Annotated in this window: 18 protein-coding genes; 11 read left to right on the top strand and 7 right to left on the bottom strand. The window is 58.6% G+C overall.

The window, feature by feature from the left end; genetic code table 11:
* Positions 1 to 5 precede the first annotated feature (5 nt).
* Genes WMO46_RS03030 through tgt form a run of 5 tightly spaced genes read right to left on the bottom strand, consistent with a single transcriptional unit; the run spans position 6 to position 6,085 of the window.
* Positions 6 to 1,784, bottom strand: coding sequence for a YgiQ family radical SAM protein (locus WMO46_RS03030; RefSeq protein ID WP_349093756.1), 1,779 nt, complete (start codon positions 1,782 to 1,784; stop codon positions 6 to 8).
* 14 nt (positions 1,785 to 1,798) lie between these two features.
* Complete coding sequence (locus tag WMO46_RS03025; RefSeq protein ID WP_349093755.1) at positions 1,799 to 2,881, bottom strand: RluA family pseudouridine synthase; 1,083 nt, start codon at positions 2,879 to 2,881, stop codon at positions 1,799 to 1,801.
* A complete protein-coding gene (locus tag WMO46_RS03020) occupies positions 2,881 to 3,837 on the bottom strand; it encodes a PASTA domain-containing protein (protein ID WP_129651195.1) in 957 nt (318 codons plus the stop codon). The genes WMO46_RS03025 and WMO46_RS03020 overlap by 1 nt, the downstream gene beginning before the upstream one ends.
* Positions 3,838 to 3,847: 10 nt before the next feature.
* On the bottom strand, positions 3,848 to 4,951 hold the full coding sequence (locus WMO46_RS03015) for an LptF/LptG family permease (protein WP_019151790.1): 1,104 nt from the start codon (positions 4,949 to 4,951) through the stop codon (positions 3,848 to 3,850).
* A 3-nt stretch (positions 4,952 to 4,954) separates the two neighbouring features.
* Positions 4,955 to 6,085, bottom strand: a complete 1,131-nt coding sequence (gene tgt / locus WMO46_RS03010; RefSeq protein WP_019151789.1) for a tRNA guanosine(34) transglycosylase Tgt — start codon at positions 6,083 to 6,085, stop codon at positions 4,955 to 4,957.
* 59 nt (positions 6,086 to 6,144) lie between these two features.
* Between tgt and WMO46_RS03005 the strand changes: the two genes are divergently transcribed.
* The 3 genes from WMO46_RS03005 to rsmG are packed head-to-tail and all read left to right on the top strand — an operon-like array spanning position 6,145 to position 8,481.
* On the top strand, positions 6,145 to 7,299 hold the full coding sequence (locus WMO46_RS03005; protein ID WP_019151788.1) for a glycosyltransferase family 2 protein: 1,155 nt from the start codon (positions 6,145 to 6,147) through the stop codon (positions 7,297 to 7,299).
* Entirely contained in the window at positions 7,290 to 7,853 is a 564-nt protein-coding gene (locus WMO46_RS03000; RefSeq protein ID WP_019151787.1) for an RNA polymerase sigma factor, read from the top strand. The genes WMO46_RS03005 and WMO46_RS03000 overlap by 10 nt, the downstream gene beginning before the upstream one ends.
* Positions 7,854 to 7,857: 4 nt before the next feature.
* The gene (rsmG, locus tag WMO46_RS02995) at positions 7,858 to 8,481 is read left to right on the top strand and encodes a 16S rRNA (guanine(527)-N(7))-methyltransferase RsmG (RefSeq protein WP_019151786.1); all 624 of its coding nucleotides are present in this window, start codon (positions 7,858 to 7,860) and stop codon (positions 8,479 to 8,481) included.
* A 15-nt stretch (positions 8,482 to 8,496) separates the two neighbouring features.
* Here the strand turns inward: rsmG and WMO46_RS02990 are convergent, their stop codons facing one another.
* A complete protein-coding gene (locus WMO46_RS02990; RefSeq protein ID WP_349093754.1) occupies positions 8,497 to 8,916 on the bottom strand; it encodes a thioredoxin family protein in 420 nt (139 codons plus the stop codon).
* Positions 8,917 to 9,222: 306 nt separating this feature from the next.
* Positions 9,223 to 10,251: a 23S rRNA (adenine(2503)-C(2))-methyltransferase RlmN gene (rlmN, locus tag WMO46_RS02985; RefSeq protein ID WP_349093753.1), complete on the bottom strand. Its 1,029-nt coding sequence runs from the start codon at positions 10,249 to 10,251 to the stop codon at positions 9,223 to 9,225.
* Positions 10,252 to 10,410: 159 nt separating this feature from the next.
* Here rlmN and WMO46_RS02980 point away from each other — a divergent pair, with 159 nt between their 5' ends.
* The 8 genes from WMO46_RS02980 to WMO46_RS02945 all read left to right on the top strand — a co-directional run bounded on the left by WMO46_RS02980 (position 10,411) and on the right by WMO46_RS02945 (position 18,901).
* Positions 10,411 to 11,094: an energy transducer TonB gene (locus WMO46_RS02980; protein ID WP_019151783.1), complete on the top strand. Its 684-nt coding sequence runs from the start codon at positions 10,411 to 10,413 to the stop codon at positions 11,092 to 11,094.
* A gap of 138 nt (positions 11,095 to 11,232) precedes the next feature.
* Positions 11,233 to 12,453: a GTPase HflX gene (gene hflX / locus WMO46_RS02975; RefSeq protein WP_196017042.1), complete on the top strand. Its 1,221-nt coding sequence runs from the start codon at positions 11,233 to 11,235 to the stop codon at positions 12,451 to 12,453.
* A 22-nt stretch (positions 12,454 to 12,475) separates the two neighbouring features.
* Positions 12,476 to 13,132 (top strand): uracil phosphoribosyltransferase, encoded by a 657-nt coding sequence (gene upp, locus WMO46_RS02970; RefSeq protein ID WP_019151781.1) that lies wholly within the window; start codon positions 12,476 to 12,478, stop codon positions 13,130 to 13,132.
* An 86-nt stretch (positions 13,133 to 13,218) separates the two neighbouring features.
* Positions 13,219 to 15,054, top strand: coding sequence for an LTA synthase family protein (locus tag WMO46_RS02965; protein WP_276714903.1), 1,836 nt, complete (start codon positions 13,219 to 13,221; stop codon positions 15,052 to 15,054).
* Positions 15,055 to 15,129: 75 nt separating this feature from the next.
* A complete protein-coding gene (locus WMO46_RS02960) occupies positions 15,130 to 16,062 on the top strand; it encodes a helix-turn-helix transcriptional regulator (protein WP_026076728.1) in 933 nt (310 codons plus the stop codon).
* On the top strand, positions 16,059 to 16,952 hold the full coding sequence (locus WMO46_RS02955; protein WP_196017039.1) for a cation diffusion facilitator family transporter: 894 nt from the start codon (positions 16,059 to 16,061) through the stop codon (positions 16,950 to 16,952). The genes WMO46_RS02960 and WMO46_RS02955 overlap by 4 nt, the downstream gene beginning before the upstream one ends.
* Positions 16,953 to 17,306: 354 nt before the next feature.
* A complete protein-coding gene (locus WMO46_RS02950) occupies positions 17,307 to 18,530 on the top strand; it encodes a site-specific integrase (RefSeq protein WP_118065239.1) in 1,224 nt (407 codons plus the stop codon).
* Positions 18,527 to 18,901 (top strand): hypothetical protein, encoded by a 375-nt coding sequence (locus tag WMO46_RS02945; protein WP_118065237.1) that lies wholly within the window; start codon positions 18,527 to 18,529, stop codon positions 18,899 to 18,901. Before WMO46_RS02950 ends, WMO46_RS02945 begins: the two co-directional genes overlap by 4 nt.
* The last annotated feature ends 908 nt before the right edge of the window (positions 18,902 to 19,809 follow it).

Genomic DNA, 19,809 nt, shown 5'->3' with positions numbered 1-19,809 from the left:
TTTCGTCAGCCTTTTTTCGTGTATTTCCGCTCCGGGCGGGCTCCCGGGCCTCCTTTCCGGAACGGTCGCTGTCCCGGGCGTCCCTTTCCGCCGAAGAAATAGGATTTCTGACGCCGCTTCTCCTCCTGCGAACGGGCTACGTAGACCTTTTCGTGCGTATAGGGATTCTCCCCCGTGTAGAACATCACCGACGAGAGGGTCATCGGCGTGGGCGTCAGGTCCTGCACCTGTTCGAGGTTGAAATGCAGTTTCCCCAACACCTTCTCCGACAGCGCCTTCATCTCCCGCTCGGTGCATCCCGGGTGCGAGGAGATGAAGTAGGGGATCAGCTGATAGGGCAGCTTCTCCCGGCTGCAAATGCGGTGGAAATCCGCGTTGAGCTGTTCGAACAGCGCGAACGGCGGTTTGCGCATCAGCTTCAATACGTTCTCCTCGGTGTGTTCGGGCGCCACCTTGAGCCGGCCCGAGGTGTGGTGTTTGAGCACCGTCTCCAGATAGGGCGACCGGTCGAACAGGTCGTAACGGATGCCGCTGCCGATAAAGGCTTTCTTGATGCCTTTGACGGCGCGGATTTTTTCATACAGAGCCAGCAGCGGCCGGTGGTCGTTGTCGAGGTTGGGGCACGGCTTCGGGTGGAGGCACGACGCACGGCGGCACTTGCCGCACAGTTCGCGGTCGCGGCCGCCCATGCGGTACATGTTGGCCGAGGGGGCCCCGACATCGGAGAGATACCCCTTGAACCCCGGCATTTTCGTGATTTTCTCCACCTCGGCCAGTATCGAACGTTCGCTGCGCGAGTTGATGAACTTGCCCTGATGGGCCGAGATGGTGCAGAACGAGCAGCCTCCGAAACAGCCGCGGTGGATGTTCACCGAGTGTTTGATCATCTCCCACGCCGGGATGTCGCCCTTGCCCGCGTAGCGCGGATGCGGAGCCCGTTCGTAGGGGAGGTCGAACGAGTGGTCCAGTTCCTCGGTCGAGAGCGTCGCGTTGGCGGGGGTGACGACGACGCAGCGGCCGCCGACGGCCTCCACAAGCGTCGCCTCGGGATTCATCAGGTTGCTCTGGGTCTCGATGACGGTGAAATTCTCTCCGAAGGCGGCCTTGTCGCGCACGCACTCCTCGTAGCTGTTGAGACGGATCGTCGTTGCGGGGTCCAGCCGCGAGACGTAGCTTTCGTCGGAGAGGAAGGCCACCTGCCGGATTTTGCGCAGCAGTTTGGCGTTGTAGCCGTTGCGCATCGCCCGGGCCACCTCCTGCACGACCCGTTCGCCCATACCGTAGATCAGCAGGTCGGCGCCCGAATCGGCCAGGACGGAGGGTTTCAGCGCATCGCTCCAGTAGTCGTAGTGGGTCAGGCGGCGCAGCGAGGCTTCGATGCCTCCGACGACCACCGGGACGTGCGGATAGAGGCGTTTGAGTATCTGCGAGTAGACCGTCACGGCATGGTCGGGGCGGAATCCCGCTTTGCCGCCGGGGGTGTAGGCATCGTCGTGGCGCAGCCGCAGGTTGGCCGTATAGTGGTTGACCATCGAGTCCATCGCCCCGCCCGAAACTCCGAAGAAGAGCCGCGGAACGCCCAGTTTGGTGAAGTCGCGCAGGTCGTCGCGCCAGTTGGGTTGGGGAACGATCGCCACGCGATACCCTTCGGCTTCGAGCAGACGCCCCACGACGGCCGCGCCGAACGCCGGGTGGTCGATATAGGCATCGCCCGAGAAGAGGATCACATCGAGCTGGTCCCATCCGCGTTCGCGGACCTCCTTGATGGTCGTCGGCAGAAACATGGTTTCGCAATTAATTATTGTTCAGTGGTTTCCGCCGCCGAACAATAGGCGTCCCATTTCGCCAGCAGCGACTGGAAATCGGCCGGAAGCGGGCTTTCGAACAGCACGTTTTCGTGCGTCGCGGGGTGTTCGAAGCCCAGCAGACGGGCGTGCAGCGCATGGCGCGGCATCACGGCGAAACAGTTGTCGATGAACTGGCGGTATTTGGCGAATGTCGTGCCCTTGAGTATGCGGTCGCCGCCGTAGCGTTCGTCGTTGAAGAGCGGATGGCCGATCCACGCCATGTGGACACGGATCTGGTGCGTGCGCCCCGTCTCCAGACGGCATTCCACGAGGGTCACGTATCCGTAGCGTTTCAGCACCTTCCAGTGCGTCACGGCGTGTTTCCCGTCCGAGCCGTCGGCGAAGACGTACATCTTCTGCCGCTCCCTGGGGCTGCGGCCGATATTGCCCGTGATGGTCCCCTCGTCCTCCTCGAAATTGCCCCACACGAGGGCCACATAGCGGCGTTGGATCGTGTGGTCGAAGAACTGCTTGGCCAGCCGCGCATGGGTCTGTTCGTCCTTGGCGATCACCAGCAGCCCCGAGGTGTTCTTGTCGATGCGGTGCACCAGCCCCGCGCGGTTCTGCTCCTCGGCCGGGATTCCCTGTTCGTTGAGGTGGTACATCAGCGCGTTGACCAGCGTGCCGTCGTAGTTGCCCACGCCCGGATGGACGACCATCCCGGCGGGTTTGTCCACCAGTAGCAGCCATTCGTCCTCATAGGGAATGTCGAGCGGAATGTTCTCGGCCCGGAGCTCCACCTCGCGCCGCGGATAGGGCATCACGATCTGAATGCGGTCCAGCGGCTTGACTTTATAGCTCGACTTCGCCGCCTTGCCGTTGACGAGGATGTTGCCGCTGTCGGCCGCCGCCTGAATGCGGTTGCGCGAGCAGTGTTCCATCCTCACGGTCAGAAACTTGTCCAGCCGCATGGGCGTCTGCCCCTTGTCGGCCGTCACCGCAAAGTGCTCGTAGAGGCCCGCCTCCTCTTCGTCCTCTCCGTTCGCCGGAATCACCTCCGGGTCCAGCTCTTCGATCGGTCGTTCGTCGGTCATCAGTCGAAAAATCCCTCGTTATCGTTGCCTGCGGGTTGTTCCTCGGCCGGTTCCGCAGCCTCTTCCAGCGCCGATTGCGCGAGCGAGTCGGCGAGTTGTTGTTCGGCCATCCGGCGCTCTTCGGCCGCGGCCTGCGCCTGCTTTTCGGCCTCGGCCCGGTGTTTGTCCACTTTGGCTCCGTCGAGCGTCAGCCGCAGGTCTACTTTCGAACCCAGCCCGGCGCTGCGTTCGGCGCCCGGAATCTGGACGTAAACCCGCGTGTCCTTCTGGTTGAGGAGGTTGACCCCCTCGTCGAAATCCACGCGCCCGACATTGAGCCCCAGTTCCCAGAGACGGCCTTTGGCCTGCATCAGGGGCAGCCCCACCAGCCGCGGCACGACCGTCGTTCCGTGGCCTCCCTCGACACCCACGTATAGCGTTACGCCGGAACCCATTTCGGCCTCCATGCGGGTCGTCGGGGTGACCTGCTTCTTGTCGCAGTACTCTTCCAGCACGTAGTTGGTGGCGATGTCGGGGCGGTAGACCAGTTCGGCGATCTCCAGTCCGGCTATCTCCAGCATGTTCTTGGCCTGCCGCAGCGAGCGTCCGGCCACATAGGGTACGGGGACCATCTTCTGACGGAAGGAGTTGATCGTGATGTAGACCGTGCGCCCGGGCTTCACCTCCACGCCTCCTTCGGGGAGTTGGTCGAGGATGATGCCGCCCTCGTAGGCGGGGACGAACAGCGAGTCGTTGATGTGCAGCCGCAGATCGTGCTTGCGGGCGATCCGTTGGGCGTCGTGCAGCGCGACGCCCGAGAAATCGGGCACGGTTCGCCGCGATCCGTGGCGGGTGCCGGCCTTCATCAGCAGGTGGGCTGCGACGGCCATTGCGAGGATCAGGGCGGCGATCAGCGTGAGGTTCCAGAGCAGCGGGTTCTGCCGGAGCCGGGAGAGGTAATCGGGACGTTTCTCCATGAGTCGGGGGTTATTTCGGCGCCTTCCGGTAGAGGTAGACGGCAATGAACAGATAGATGATGTTGGGCAGCCAGACGGCCAGTCCGGGCGGGAGGGTTCCGCTCTTGGCGAACTCTTCGAAGAAGCGGTTGAAGAGGATGTACGAGAAGCAGAGACCCGTTCCGATGCCGATGTGCAGTCCGGTTCCGCCGCGCACCTTGCGCGAGGAGAGCGAGACGCCGATCAGCGTCAGGATGAAGGTCGAGAGCGGATAGGCGTAGCGGGCGTGTCGTTCGACCTCGATGATGTTGATCGCGTCGGAGCCCTTGGCGCGCTGCTGGTCGAGGAAATCGTTGAGTTCCGTGATGTTCATGGTCTGGATCAGGTCGTTGATCTCGCCCAGTTCCGCGACATCGAGATTGATGAGCGTGTCGAGGTTGCGGAACTGTTCGAAGGTCTCCATGCCCAGCGAGTCGAATTCGCGTTTGGTGTAGCGCGGTGCGGTCCAGCGTTTGGTCTCGGGGTTGAATTTCACGTCGGAGGCTTCGAGCGAATGGGTCATCGTGCCGCTGTAATAGCGTTCCAGGGCGAAGAACGACGCCTGGCGGGCTCCGTCGTTGTAGCCGCGGATGTAGGCGAATATTCCGGGTTCGATCTGGCGGTAGATGTGGCGGTTGAACTTGGTGTTCTGCTTGCGCTTGATGTACTGTTGTTCGAAACTGACGATGTGGCGCTGCGAGATGGGAATCAGCCAGAGATTGAGCGTCAGCGACAGCGAGGCGATGATGAACGCCCCGAGGAAATAGGGCCACATCAGTCTTCGGAACGACATGCCGCCCGAGAGCATGGCCACGATCTCGGTCTGATAGGCCATCTTCGAGGTGAAGAAGATGCAGGCGATGAAGGTGAACAGGCCGCTGAACTGGTTGATGAAGTAGGGAATGAAGTTGAGGTAGTACTCCAGGATGACCGATTTCAGGGGCGCGTGCAGCTCCGTGAAGTCGTCGATCTTCTCCACATAGTCGAAGACCACCACGATGACGATGATCATGGCGATCGAGAAGAAGTAGGTCGTGAGGAACTTCCCCAGTATGTAACGGTCCAAGATCTTGAACCCCGGAAAACGCATTTTCATCGGTCAGAGCCTTTTTTGCAGTTTGGCGACCATCCCCTCCTTCCACGCCGCGAAATCCCCGGCGAGGATGTGTTCGCGGGCCGCCCCGACCAGCCGCAGGTAGAAGGCGATGTTGTGCAGCGAGGCGATCTGCGCCGCGAGCATCTCGCCGCAGACCGTCAGGTGGTGGAGATAGGCTTTCGAGTAGAGCGTGTCTACGAACGCCGTTCCCGCGGGGTCTATCGGCGAGAAGTCGTCCTCCCACTTCTTGTTGCGGATGTTGATGACCCCTTCGGCCGTGAACAGCTGTCCGTTGCGGCCGTTGCGCGTCGGCATCACGCAGTCGAACATATCGACGCCGCGGGCGATTCCTTCGAGGATGTTCACCGGCGTGCCGACTCCCATCAGATAGCGGGGGCGGTCCTCCGGCAGGATGGCATCGACCACTTCGATCATCTCGTACATCACCTCGGTCGGTTCTCCGACGGCCAGCCCGCCGATGGCGTAGCCATCCGCATCGTATCGCTTCACGTTCTCGGCGGCCCGGGCCCGCAGGTCGGGATAGGTGCATCCCTGCACGATGGGGAACAGCGCCTGATAGTGTCCGTATTTCGGCGCGGTGCGGTGGTATTGGTTGAAGCACCTGTCGAGCCACCGCTCCGTGAGGTCCAGCGACTTGGCGGCGTATTCGCGCGGGGCGTCGCCCGGGGGGCATTCGTCGAAGGCCATCATGATGTCGGCGCCGATCGTCCGCTCGGTGTCGATCACACTCTCGGGCGTGAAGAGGTGCTTCGAGCCGTCGATATGCGAACGGAAATGGCATCCCTCCTCTTTCAGCTTGCGGCACGCCGCGAGCGAGAAGACCTGAAATCCGCCGCTGTCGGTGAGCATCGGGCCCTCCCAGGTCGAGAAGCGGTGTACGCCGCCGGCCTTCTCGATGATCTCCATGCCGGGACGCAGGTAGAGGTGGTAGGTGTTGGCCAAGATGATCTGGGCCCGCGCCTCGTCGCGCACGTCGCGGTGGAAGATGCCTTTGACCGTGGCCGCCGTGCCTACGGGCATGAAGATCGGGGTGCGGATCGTGCCGTGGTCGGTCTCGAGTTCGCCCGCACGGGCGCGGGACGACGGGTCTTTATGTTGCAGGGTAAATTTCATACTCAACTATTCGGCAAAAATACACAAAATATTTCTATCTTTGCGCATATTTCACCAATATGCAGTTCTTCGATGATTTTCTGGCATGCTACGGCTGGGAAGGGGCGGCCCTCGCGGGGTCGATGCTCCTTCTGTTGTGCGTGCAGTTCCATTACTATATTTTCGCCTACGGCCGCATTCCCGGTTACAAGAACAGCCGGCGGGCTGCGGAGCTGGATTCCGAGCCGCCCGTGTCGGTGGTCGTGCCGCTCTTTTCCGAGGACTATTCGTTCGTCGAAGAGCGCTTGCCGCTGATCCTGGCCCAGAATTACCCCGATTTCGAGGTGGTGATCGTCTACGTGGGCCACGACGCGGATTTTTACGAGGACCTCGCGCGGCTCAAACAGTCGTTTCCGCAGATCGCCACGACGAAGATCCAGCTCGACCCGCGTTTCCCGATTTCGCGCAAGATGGCGCTCAACGTGGGCATCAAGTCGGCGCATTACGAGTGCATGGTCTTCACCTCGACCGACGCCGTGCCGCAGACCGACCGCTGGCTGTCGTTGATGGCCAAGGGTTTCATGCGCGGGGAGATCGTCGTGGGGTATTGCGGCGTGGAGCGCAGGAAGGGATTTGCGAACTACATGATGCGCACCTGGCGGATGATGCACTCCGCCAACTGGATCGCCCGGGCCGTGCGGCGCCGCGCCTACCGGGGTACGCTGCACAACTACGGCTTCACCAAACGCATCTACTTCGGCGCCAACGGATTCAGCCATCTCAACATGAACATCGGCGAAGACGACCTGTTCATGCAGCAGGTTATGACCCGCGACAACGTGAGCGTCATCCTCTCGCCGCGCGCCACGCTGCGCGAAAAGACATGGGGCGGCATGGGTTGGTGGATGAGCCAGCTGCGTTATTACGGTTCGGCCTTCCGCTTTTACCCGCAGGCGGTGCGCACCTACGTCGGCTGGGAGCTCTGGTCGCGGGTGCTCTTCTTCGCCACGGCGGCCTGCGCCTTGGCGGTGATGCCCTTGGAATATAAGATCGCGGCGTTGGCGCTGGTGATCGTCCGTTACGTCGTCGTGGCTCTCGAAGTGCGGCGCGTCGCCCGGCGGCTGGGCGAGTCCGGAATCATGGGCCGCTATTTCATCTACGACCTGTTGAGCCCGCTGTGGGCCGCGGCGCTGTGGGTCATGCTGCTCCGCCGTGACGACCGCGTATGGAGATAGCCGACTATATCGTAGCCGAGGACCGGGAGTTGGTCGATCGGGTGCTCGAAGGGGACAATACCGCTTTCGAGTACCTTTTCAACCGTTACCGCGACGCGATCCACCGTCTGTTCGTGCAGCGGTTGGGCGGTGCGAACGACGCCGACGATCTGTTGCAGGAGACCTTTATCAAGGTCTATATCAACATCCACCGTTACAGCGCCGATTACACCTTCGGACAGTGGGTCTACACCATCGCCCGCAACACCTTCATCGACTTCGTGCGGCGGCGTCAGGACGACCTGTCGATCGACGACCGCTTCTATGCCCCTGCGTCGAGCGCCCCGACCCCCGAGGAGAGCGTCATCAACCTCCAGCAGCGGTCGCAGATCGAGCAGTACCTCGACCGGCTGGCGCCCCGTTACAGGCAGCTGATCCTGATGCGCTTCTTCGAGGAGTACTCCTACGAGGAGATCGCCGCGAAGCTGGCCCTGCCGCTGGGGACGGTCAAAACCCAGATACACCGCGCCCGGGAGCAGATGTGCCGGCTGATCGCCGCGGGCGAAAACAAATGATCCGATGGAGACGATTCTCAAATATTTTCCGGACCTTACCGATGTGCAGCGCGAGCGGTTCGCGGCTCTGTACGGCCTTTACGCCGACTGGAACGCGAAGATCAACGTCGTTTCGCGCAAGGATTTCGACCAGCTCTACCTGCGCCACGTGCTGCACTCGCTGGCCATCGCCAAGGTCTGTACGTTCGGCGACGGCGCACGCATCCTCGACGTGGGGTGCGGCGGGGGATTCCCCTCGGTGCCGCTGGCGATTCTCTTTCCCGGGGTGCGTTTCACCGCTGCGGACTCCATCCGCAAGAAGATAACCGTGGTCGAGGGCGTCGCGTCGAGCCTCGGGTTGGAGAACCTCACGCCCCGCTGCGTGCGGGTCGAGACCCTGAAGGAGCGCTTCGACTACGTCGTTTCGCGGGCCGTGACGGCCATGCCGGAGTTCGTGAAATGGGTCTGGCCCCTGATCGAACGCGGGGAGCGGGGATCGCTGCCGAACGGCATCCTCTACCTCAAAGGCGGGGACCTGGCCGAAGAGCTGGCCCTCACCGGCAAACGGTGGTATATCTACGACATTCCGCGCTTCTTCGAAGAGGATTTCTTCGAGACCAAAAAGGTGGTCTATACTCCCAAGAAATAGGACGCCCTGCGGCTTCTATTTTTTTTGTGCCTGCCGGGCGACGATTGTGCGGAGATTGTCCATGAAGGTCTCGGCATCTGCGGCGCCCGTAATGCGGCCCAGCAGTTCGCCTTCGGTGTCGAACACGAGGTAGAGCGGGATCGAGCCGCTGCCGTATTTCTTCATCAGTTCGCGGCCCGTGGGCTTGTCTGTGTTGTATTTGGCGGCCACGAACCGCTGGTCCATGAATTCGCCCACGTCCTTGCGCGAGAACACCTCCCGTTCCATCATCCGGCACGGGGGACACCAGTCGGCATAGAGGTCTATGAAAACCAGTTTGCCCTGTCGGACGGCCATTTCGCGCACGGCGTCGGTCGATTTGGTTTCGAATTTCACCTGGGCCTGCACGGCGCCCGCACAGAGCGAGAGCATCAACAGAAAAATCAGTTTTTTCATAACATTCGTATTTTTTTGTGACGGAAACAAAAACCGCACCGGGTCATTTAAGGGTGATGGCGCAGGTTTGAGTCGATAGCGTAATAAGATCCCTTCGCTTCTAAGACCCGCCTTTTAGGAGGGCTTCGTCCCTAAGGCCGGCTTTTGCCGGGAGCTCCTAAAACCCGCTTCTTAAGCGGGCCCGGCTTTTAGCCGGGCAGTGGAGAATCGGCTCGACAGCGGAGTGGGGCTCCTTCGCCCCTAAAACCCGGCTCTTAGCCGGGCAGCGGAGAATCGGCTCGACAGCGGAGTAGGGCTCCTCCGCCCCTAAAACCCGGCTTTTAGCCGGGTGCTCAATAACCCGCAGGCCGCCTGAATGTCCTCGCCCCGCGAGGCCCGGATCGTGGTCTGAATGCCCCGGGCCGTCAGCGCATCGCGGAAACGGATCATCGCCGCATCGTCCGGCGAGAAGTAGGGCGAATCGGGAATCTTGTGGAACCGGATCAGGTTGATGCGGCATTTGATGCCGTTCAGCAGCCGCGTCAGCTCCCGGATGTGGCGCGGCGAGTCGTTCAGCCCGCTCATCACGATGTATTCGAACGACACCCGCCGCTGGTGGGTGAAGTCGTAGTCGCGCAGGATGGCGGCGACTTCGGCGACGGGCCACGCCCGTTCGACGGGCATGATCTCCGCACGCTCCTCGTGGAAGGGGTTGTGGAGGCTCACCGCGAGATGAACCTTCGTGGCGTCGAGGAACCGCCGCAACTCGGGCACGACGCCCGCCGTGGAGAGGGTGATGCGCGTCGGCGACCAGCCGAAACCCCATTCTGCGGTAAGGATTTCGAGGGCCCGCAGCACTTCGCCGGTGTTGTCGAGCGGCTCTCCCATGCCCATGAAAACGATGTTGGTGAGTTTGTCGCGTTCGGGCAGCGAGACGATCTGGTTGAGGATCTCTGCCGCCGTGAGCGACCGTTGGAGCCCCTGCCGCCCCGTGGCGCAGAATTTACACCCCATGCGGCACCCGGCCTGCGACGAGACGCAGAGCGTGGCCCGTTCTCCGTCGGGGATGTAGGCTGATTCGACGGCGTGGCCGCCCGGGATGCGGAACAGGTATTTTTTCGTTCCGTCGGCCGACTCCGTGACCCGCTCCGGGGCGTTGAACGCCGGGACGAACCGTTCGGCGAGCCGTTGGCGGTGCGCCGCGGCGATGTCGGTCATCAGCAGCGGGTCTTCCGTGTGGCGGACGTAGAGCCAGCGGGCGATCTGCCGCGCGGCGAAACGCGGCATGCCCATCCCGCCGCACAGGGCGGCGAGTTCTTCGGGCGTTTTGCCGTACAATGTTTCGCGGTCAGCCATTTTTTTGTCGTTTTCGAGGCGCTTTTACCCCACAAAAGTAGGCAAAAAACGAAGATTTTTGCACCCGGCCGTGCATTTTTGAATTTTTATCCATATATTTGTGGTGCATAGCGTGTCCATGCGCGCTTATACCCGAACAATTAAAAATTTTTATAATAGATGGAAATCAAGAAATCACCCAAAGCGGACCTTCAAAACAAGCGGGGTCTTCTGCTCGAAATCGGTCTTATCGTCGCGCTCTGCCTTGTGATCGCGGCGTTCGCCTATACGCCGAAGGAGCACCGAATTGAAAAAGTTGATTTGCAGACGGCTATCGTCGAGGAGGAGATCACCGAGATCACCCGCCAGGACCAGAAGCCGCCCGAGGCTCCCCGGAAGGTGGAGTTGAAGGTGATCACCGACCTGTTGCAGGTCGTGACCAACGACACGAAGATCACCACCGAGGTCGATTTCGCCGAGTTCGACGAGAATACCGAGGTGATCCAGCAGGTCGAGGTGGCCGAGGAGGTCGTCGAGGACGACCAGCCGTTCCTGATCGCCGAGACCATGCCTTCGTTCCAGGGCGGCGACCTCAATACGTTCCGCAACTGGGTGCAGCAGAACGTGAAGTTCCCGCAGATCGCCCTCGAAAACGGCATCCAGGGTCGCGTGGTTCTGTCGTTCGTGATCGAGAAGGACGGCCGTCTGACCAACATCCAGGTGTTGCAGACTCCCGACCGTTCGCTCTCCGAGGAGGCTATCCGCGTGCTGAGCAAGTCTCCGAAGTGGAGCCCCGGCAAGCAGCGCAACCAGGTGGTGCGTGTCAAGTACACCCTCCCGGTAGACTTCCGCGTACAGAACTGATCCCATTCTGCCGGTCGATTTCCGCATGGCAGCATTGAGACGTATGGCTCAACTTTTTGAGGGTATCCTGCTTTCGGGCGGATACCCTTATTCGTAGCATCGTGTTTGCAACATGAACGTTTGATGGCAAAGACAATTTTGGAAGAGAACAAGAACAATTCCGCGGCTGACGCTTCGCTTTCGACCGACGGCCGCGAGCGCGCCGTGCTGGTCTCCGTCATCCGGGACAATCAGGACCCGCGGCAGGCCGAGGAGTTCCTCGACGAACTGGAATTTCTGGCCGAGACGGCCGACATCCGCTCGGTGAAGCGCTTCACCCAGCGCCTGCCGCAGCCCTCGTCGCGCATCTATGTCGGGCCGGGCAAATTGGAGGAGATCGCCGGATATTGCAAGGAGAACGGGATCGACGTGGTGATCTTCGACGACGAGTTGTCCCCTTCGCAGACGCGCAACATCGAGAAGGAGATGCCCTGCCGCCTGCTGGACCGCACGCGCCTGATCCTCGACATCTTCATGTCCCGGGCCCAGACGGCCTATGCCAAGACGCAGGTGCAGCTGGCCAATTACGAATACCTGCTGCCCCGGTTGTCGGGCATGTGGACCCACCTCGAACGTCAACGGGGCGGCACGGGAACCCGCGGCGGCGCCGGCGAGCGCGAGATCGAGACCGACCGGCGCATCATCCGCAACCGCATCGCCAAGCTGAAAGAGGACCTGAAAAAGATCGACCGCCAGATGGCCGTGCAGCGTTCGAACCGCGGTGCGATGGTCCGCGTGGCGCTGGTGGGTTATACCAACGTGGGGAAATCGACGCTGATGAACCTCATCTCCAAGAGCGAGGTCTTCGCCGAGAACAAGCTCTTCGCCACGCTGGACACCACGGTCCGCAAGGTGGTGTTCGACAATTTACCTTTCCTGCTCTCTGATACCGTAGGGTTTATTAGAAAACTTCCCACCGAGTTGATCGAGTCGTTCAAATCGACGTTGGACGAGGTCCGCGAAGCCGATCTGCTGGTGCACGTGGTGGACATCTCGCACCCGCAGTTCGAGGAGCAGATCGACGTGGTGAAACAAACCTTGCAGGAGATCGGCGCGGGCGACAAGCCCGTCTACCTGGTCTTCAACAAGGTCGATGCCTATACGTATGTCGAAAAGGACGAGGACGACCTGACGCCTCCGACGCGCGAGAACCGTTCGCTGGACGAGTTGAAGCAGAGTTGGATCGCACGGGCCAACACGCCCTGCATCTTCCTTTCGGCGCGGACGAAGGCCAACCTCGAAAAATTCCGTTCGGACCTCTACGGCATGGTGCGCGAGATCCATGCCGGGCGTTATCCGTTCAACAATTTCCTCTATTGACAACCAAACCTACACCCGATTTATGACGTTGCATATCCTTTCCGAGCAGAACACGGTTCTCAACAAATTCATCGCTCAGATCCGTGACAAGCGGATTCAGAAGGACTCGATGCGTTTCCGCCGCAACATGGAGCGCATCGGCGAGATCACGGCCTACGAGATTTCGAAGGCGCTCAACTACAAACCGTGTGTCGTCGAGACGCCGTTGGGCGAAGCCACCGTCGAGATGATCGACGACCAGTTGGTCGTGGCGACGATCCTCCGCGCGGGGCTTCCCTACCATCAGGGGTTCCTGAATTACTTCGACGACGCTCAGAACGCCTTCGTGTCGGCCTACCGCAAGAGCACCAAGGACGGCAAGTTCACCGTGAAGGTCGAGTACATCTCGTGCGGCAGTCTGGAGGGCAAGACGCTGTTGCTGGTCGATCCGATGCTGGCCACGGGATCGTCGCTCGTGCTGACCTACAACGCCTTGTGCGAGAAGGGCGGCACTCCCGCCTATACCCACGTCGCGGCGGTCGTCGCCAGCGAGCAGGGTCTCGACTATGCGATGAAGAACATGCCGCGCAAAACCACGACCATCTGGACGGCGGTCGTTGACGAGGAGCTGACTTCTCGGTCCTATATCGTCCCCGGCATCGGTGACGCCGGAGACCTGGCCTACGGCGAAAAAATATAGTTTTTCGATTTCAGCGGCGCATTTTCGCACTTCCCTCGCGGACCGAAATCTGCACCTCTGAAATCAAAAAAAGTGTGAACGAACCGATGCGCCGAAAACTCGCTTTTCCGATTGCCGTATTCGCTGCGACCGTTGTGATGATGGCCGTGCAGAAGCCCGTGTTCATGGCCTATTACGCCGTGGAGGCGGCCGGGGCGGGCTTCCGCGGATGGATCGACGTGCTATGGCACGGCCTGACGCTCGACATGACCGTCGCGGGCTATGTCACCGCGCTGCCGATCCTTGTGACATTGCTTTCGCTGTGGCTCCGCCTGCCCGAAAAGGTGTGGCGGGGTGTGCTGACGACCTGGTTCGTGCTGGTCGCCGTGACGACGGCCGTGATCTTCGCCGTCGATGTCGCGTTGTACGAGCATTGGGGGTTTCGCATTGATTCGACGGTCCTGATCTACCTCGCCGACCCCGAGGAGGCGATGGCGAGCGTCGATTTCTGGCTCGGGGTGCGGCAGACGTTGCTGGCGGCGGCTTATGCCGCGGGGATGATCTGGGTTTACCGCCGCATCCTCGGCGTTTTCGACGGCCGGACGGTCGGCTGGCGGGTCGCTTCGCTGGGCAGCCTTGCCGTCGTGATGCTCGCCGGATTCGATTTTCTGGCCATCCGCGGCGGCACGGGGGCTTCGGTGGCCAATGTCTCGAAGGTCTATTTCAGTCCGACGCAGTTTCTGAACCACGCCGCCACGAACCCCGTCTTTTCGTTCCTCGCCAGTCTGGGCGACCGGGTCGATTACGCCGACGAATACCCTTTCTTCGACGAGGCGGTGCGTGCCGCGAAGTTCGACGCTCTGCGGGGCAACGGTCCGGCGGCAGGACCCACGGAACCGGTGCTGAACACCGCGCGCCCTAACGTCGTGATCGTCATTTTGGAGAGTTTCGCCCGCACGGTCATGGACGCCGAGGTCGGCGGGGAGCCCGTGATGCCCTATATGCAGCGGCTGAAGGGCGAGGGCATCTGGTTCGAGAATTTCTTCGCCAACTCGTTCCGCACCGACCGCGGCGAGGTGGCGATCCTGAGCGGATTCCCGGCTCAGACACGCATGTCGATCATGAAACTCCCGGCCAAGAGCCGCAACCTGCCTTCGATAGCCCGTTCGCTGGCGGGCGAAGGCTATGCCACGAGCTTCGCCTACGGCGGCGACCTCAATTTCACGAATCAGTCCTCCTACATGTACGCTACCGGATGGCAGGAGTTGATCTGGCAGAAGGACCTGCGCTTCGACGCCCCTGCGGCCGACTGGGGTTATGACGACGCGCTGATGTGCGACTGGTTCGCCGACCGGGTGATCGCGCTGAGCGATGCCGGGAAACCCTTTCTCGCGGGGTTGCTGACGCTGAGCAGTCATACGCCTTTCGACGTTCCCTACTCGAAATTCGACGACAAGGTGCTGAATGCTATGGCCTTTTCCGACGAGTGCGTCGGAAAGATGATCGACCGCCTGAAAGCCTCTCCCGCGTGGAAAGACCTGCTCGTGGTGCTGGTCGCCGATCACGGCTACCCCTATCCGCGGACGCTGACCTACAACGAGCCGCTGCGCCACCGGATTCCGATGATCTGGACGGGCGGCGCTGTCGCCCGCCCGCGCGTCGTGGAGGATTACGCCGCGCAGATCGACATCGCGGCGACGCTGCTGGCCCAGCTGGGCGTCGCGCACGACGATTTCGATTACAGTAAGGACATCTTCGCACCGACCCCCCCCCGCAAGTTCGCCTACTACACCTTCAACGACGGTTTCGGCGTCGTGGACGCTTCGGGCGAGGCGGTGTGGGACGCTACGGCCGGCCGGGCGGTGACGGCTACGAATCCCGAACTGCTCGATGTCGGCCGCACGATGTTGCAGACGACCTATACGGATATCGGCCGCCGCTGAAAATACCGCATTTTAGGTATTGCGGTACGGACCTTGCCCGAATATCTTTGTGCACAGAAAATAATACCTATATTTATGTATAAAAATGGTGGATATACGGGCGATGACAGGATGTGCGATCTGGTGTGCGACCGTTACGCCGTGTTGCAGGTGATGAGCCGTTTCGGCATCGCACTGGGATTCGGCGACAAGACCATCGCCGAGGTGTGTGCCGAGAACAAGGTCGATACGGCGACGTTCCTCGCCGTGGTCAATATGCTGATGAATTTCGGCAACGGCGCCGAACTGGCCGGCGAGGTCTCGGTGCGTTCGCTGACCGACTACCTGCACAATTCGCACAGCTATTTCCTCGATTTCCGCCTTCCGGCCATCCGCCGCAAGCTGATCGAAGCGGTCGATTGCGCCCAGAGCGACGTATCGTTCGCCATCATGCGCTTTTTCGACGAATATGCCGCCGAGGTCCAGCGCCACATGTCCTACGAGGAGCAGACCGTCTTTCCCTATGTCGAGTCGCTGCTCGCGGGCGAGAAGAGCACGGCCTATTCGATGGATATTTTCCGCCGCCAGCACGACCAGGTTGACATCAAACTGCGCGAGTTGAAGAACATCATCATCAAATACTACCCTTCGGGCAGTACGAACGAGCTGAACGGCGTGTTGTTCGACATCTTCAACTGCGAGCACGAACTGGCTTCGCACAACGCCGTCGAGGACGAGATTTTCATTCCGGCCGTTGAACGGCTGGCGGCGACGGGGCCCCGCGTCGTGAAGCCCGAGCCGCTGAGCGCCCGCGAGAAGGAGATCATCGTCTGCGTGGTGAAGGGCATGACCAACAAGCAGATCGCCGACGCCCTCTGCATTTCGGCCCACACCGTCATCACCCACCGCCGGAACATCGCCGCCAAGTTGCAGATACACTCCGCGGCGGGGCTTACGATCTATGCCATCGTCAATAAACTGGTCGAACTCTCCGAGATCAAGGACACCATAACCGACTCGCTGTCATGACACACGAACACCATCACCACGATCATACGGTCACCTCGCTCAACAAGGCTTTCATCTGGGGCATCGCCCTCAATGTGGGCTTCGTCGTCGTCGAATTCGCCGTCGGCCTCTGCTACGGTTCGATGGGACTGTTGTCCGACGCCGGACACAACCTTTCCGACGTGGCCAGCCTGCTGCTGGCCATGCTGGCGTTCCGGCTGGCCCAGGCCCGGGCCACGCCCAAATACACCTACGGTTACAAGAAGAGCACGGTGCTGATCTCGCTGCTCAATTCCGTGATTCTGCTGATCGCCGTCGGCGTCATCGTCGCCGAGAGTATCGGCCGCATGCTGCATCCCGAGCCGGTCGTGGGCGGCGCCATCGCCTGGACCGCAGGCGTCGGCGTGGCGATCAACGGCTTCACGGCGTGGCTCTTTATGAAAGACAAGGACCGCGACCTGAACGTCAAGGGCGCCTACCTTCACATGGCCGCCGACGCGCTGGTGTCGGTCGGGGTGCTGGTTTCGGGCCTCGTGATTTCGTGGACCGGCTGGACCGTCGTCGATCCGATCGTGGGTCTCGCCGTCGCCGGGGTGATCGTGGCTTCGGTCTGGTCGCTGACCCGCGACAGCCTGCGTCTTTCGCTCGACGGAGTTCCCGGCGGTATCGACATCGCCGAGATCGAACGGAAGATGGAGGCCGTTCCGGGTGTCAGGGCGGTTCACCACATCCACGTCTGGGCCATCAGTACGACTGAGAACGCTCTTACGGCCCATGTCGTGCTCGACAGCCTTTCCCGGATGGAGGAGGTGAAGCACGCCTTGAAGGAGCTGTTGGGCCGTTCGGAAATCCCTCATGCGACGCTCGAATTCGAGTCCGTCACGGAACGATGTTGCGATTTGCACGACTGAATTGTATAGTTGGACGAAATCGTTTGATCGAAAGACTGAATTCCGGCCTTAAACATTGGGGTCGGAGTTGGTTTTTTCAGAAAAGACTGATAAAAAAAGCAAAAAATAGCAGATTTGAGCTTTTGTTTTGAGTTTCAAGTGGTTGTGGTAGTCGTTGGCTTTAAGTGGCATTCGTGAGGAAATGCGAAAATGGCGGATTTGAGAAGTGGAAACGCTTTCAAGTCATTACCTCAAAGAAATGCCCAAATAAGCATATTTAACGGCTTCGGTTCTTACTTCTCCATTCTGCACAGGTTTAGAATTTGCCATGCAACTCTCATGATTTAATTTTGCACCGAACAAAAGCAAGGAATTATGAGAAGTACATTTAAGACAGTCTTCTATGTAAATGGAAGCAAGGAGAGAAACGGAATTGTCCCTATCATGGGACGAGTGACAATCAACGGAACTATCGCACAGTTCAGCTGCAAGCAGAGCGTAAGCAAGGCGATATGGGATGCCAAGGGCAACAGAGCAAAGGGAAGAAGCAAGGAAGCCAAGGAGGTGAACTTTGCGCTTGACAACATCAAGGCTCAAATCACCAAGCATTACCAACGACTTTCCGACCGTGAGGCGTTCGTTACCGCTGAAATGGTGAGAAACGCTTATCAAGGCATAGGCATGGAGTACGAGACATTGCTCAGAGCCTTTGACAAGGAGAACGCAACCTTTGCCAAACGTGTGGGCAAAGACCGAGCTGTTAGGACTTATCGCAAGTATCTTGTGGTAAGAAAGTACGTTGCCGAGTTCATCAAGTTTCAGTACAAGCGCAGCGACATGGCAATGAATGAGCTTACCGAGGAGTTCATCCGTGACTTTTGCCTGTACTTGAAGAACGTTGTAGGGCTTACGCAGTCCACCATTTGGATATACTCCATTCCGTTGAAGCATATCGTCACGGCAGCACACTACAACGGCAAGATACCGAGAAACCCTTTTGCCATGTACCACGTTGACCCAGACCACAAGGAGCGTGAGTTCTTGACCTTGGACGAGCTTACCGCCATGACCGAGATAAAGTTGGAAGACCCAAACATGGCATTTGCAAGAGACCTTTTCGTTTTTGGCTGTTGGACAGGTATCTCTTTCATTGACACAAAGAACCTGACGGAGGACAACATCTGTATGATAAACGGTGCTCCTTGGATAGTTTCCAAGCGTCAAAAGACAGGCGTGCCGTTTCAAGTCAAGCTGATGGATATTCCGATGCAGATTGTTGAGAGATACAAGCCATTGAGAAAGGACAGCCACTTGTTCAATATCGGCAGACTTGACACTATCAACAAGCGCATCAAGAAAGTGGCTGCAATGTGTGGCATCAAGAAACGAATCTCGTACCACGTTAGTAGGCACTCGTTTGCAGTATTGTCCCTGGAATACGGTATGCCGATTGAGACAGTAAGCAAGATACTCGGTCACACGAACATCACCACGACGCAGATATATGCCAAGGTGACAAGCACCAAGTTGGAGCATGACATATCAGTCTTTGAAAATCGAATCAAGGGGCATTTGCCAACAATGGGAGGAATGGCATGAAAAGAACTGTAATCACTATGGACGGAAATGGAGAGTTTTCCATTCCGTCCAACTTGCAAGACTTGTGGATGATTGAGGGTGAATTGGTTGATATGCTTCATGTCACCGCCCCGAAACTCCATGCTGTGATAAGGTCAATGTACAAGGAAGGCTTGTTTTTGGTGTCGGATGTCCAACAGAAAAAGGAAACTTCCAAGGGCATTTGGCAAACGCAGTATGGCTTCCCGATGATTGTTGCCCTTTGTTTCCGTATAAATTCATACGGTGCTGTTCGATTTCGTGACACAATCATAAAGAGGTTGTACGGGGCAAAAGAGAAAGGTAGTGTCATTATCCTACAACTCAATGGAGGGACAAACGCTATTAACTGAATGTCCTCTTGTCGTTGGCTTAATGCTGTCGTTCTGTCACGAAGAAGTACAGAAGCATTGGTATGAAGCAGCTTATTTGATGGGGATAGTCCTAAGCCATTAAAAGGGCGGACTAATCCCCTTATTTTTGTTGATTTGTTGAATATACAGAAAGTAGTGTTGAATATCAAGTATTTACGGCTCTACATACTCTCAACAAATATCTCAACAAAAGAAAGAGAATGATGAAAAGAGAAATCCTCAATGTTCATGCCTATGTTTCTCTTTTGCCCAGTGAAGTGTTGTGTAGAAACTTTTGTTGAGAAATTGTTGATAAGTTAAGTCTTTGATTTTCATTACCATACAACATATTCTCAACTACTCAACTGAAAAATACCCATCACTTGGTCTGCCGTAGAATGTACTTGTGGATTTATTGGCAACCGCTCTATTCTCCGAAATGGTTGCAGCAACGTTCCTTGGAGGCTTTGCGCCTCCAGCCACTTGGGCAAACCTCCGCAGTGTTTTAGCATGGCATTAGATTTATGCAGACTATACCGAGGACACACAGCGCATATAACACACTCGGCATAGTTCACAAAGTAAAACGACAAAACACAATTACTACACTTGGCAAGTTGCGCACTGAATATTATCACCTTGTCCTTTGCACACTTCAATAACAAGGTAGTTTGTATCTGTGACCTTATTCTTCAATGTGGCAGCTTTGATTTTTGGTGCAAATTGCGAGAATTAAGGTCTGCAACCTTGGGCATGGAGAGCTGAAAGGCAAATGTCTCGTCTTTTGTTCTTAGAGGAGGGAGCGAGGTTATGTTTTGGGAACCCCAAAACTCCTCGCTCCACCATAAGGGCGGAGAATTTTTGTTCCCAACGGTCGCAGAAAGTGAGTGTACCAACTATAAACAGTA

The organism is Alistipes intestinihominis, assembly GCF_040095975.1.
GTDB classification, from domain to species: Bacteria; Bacteroidota; Bacteroidia; order Bacteroidales; family Rikenellaceae; genus Alistipes; species Alistipes senegalensis.
Note: the sequence above shows the minus strand (reverse complement) of the source record. Positions and strands in the feature narration are given on the sequence as shown.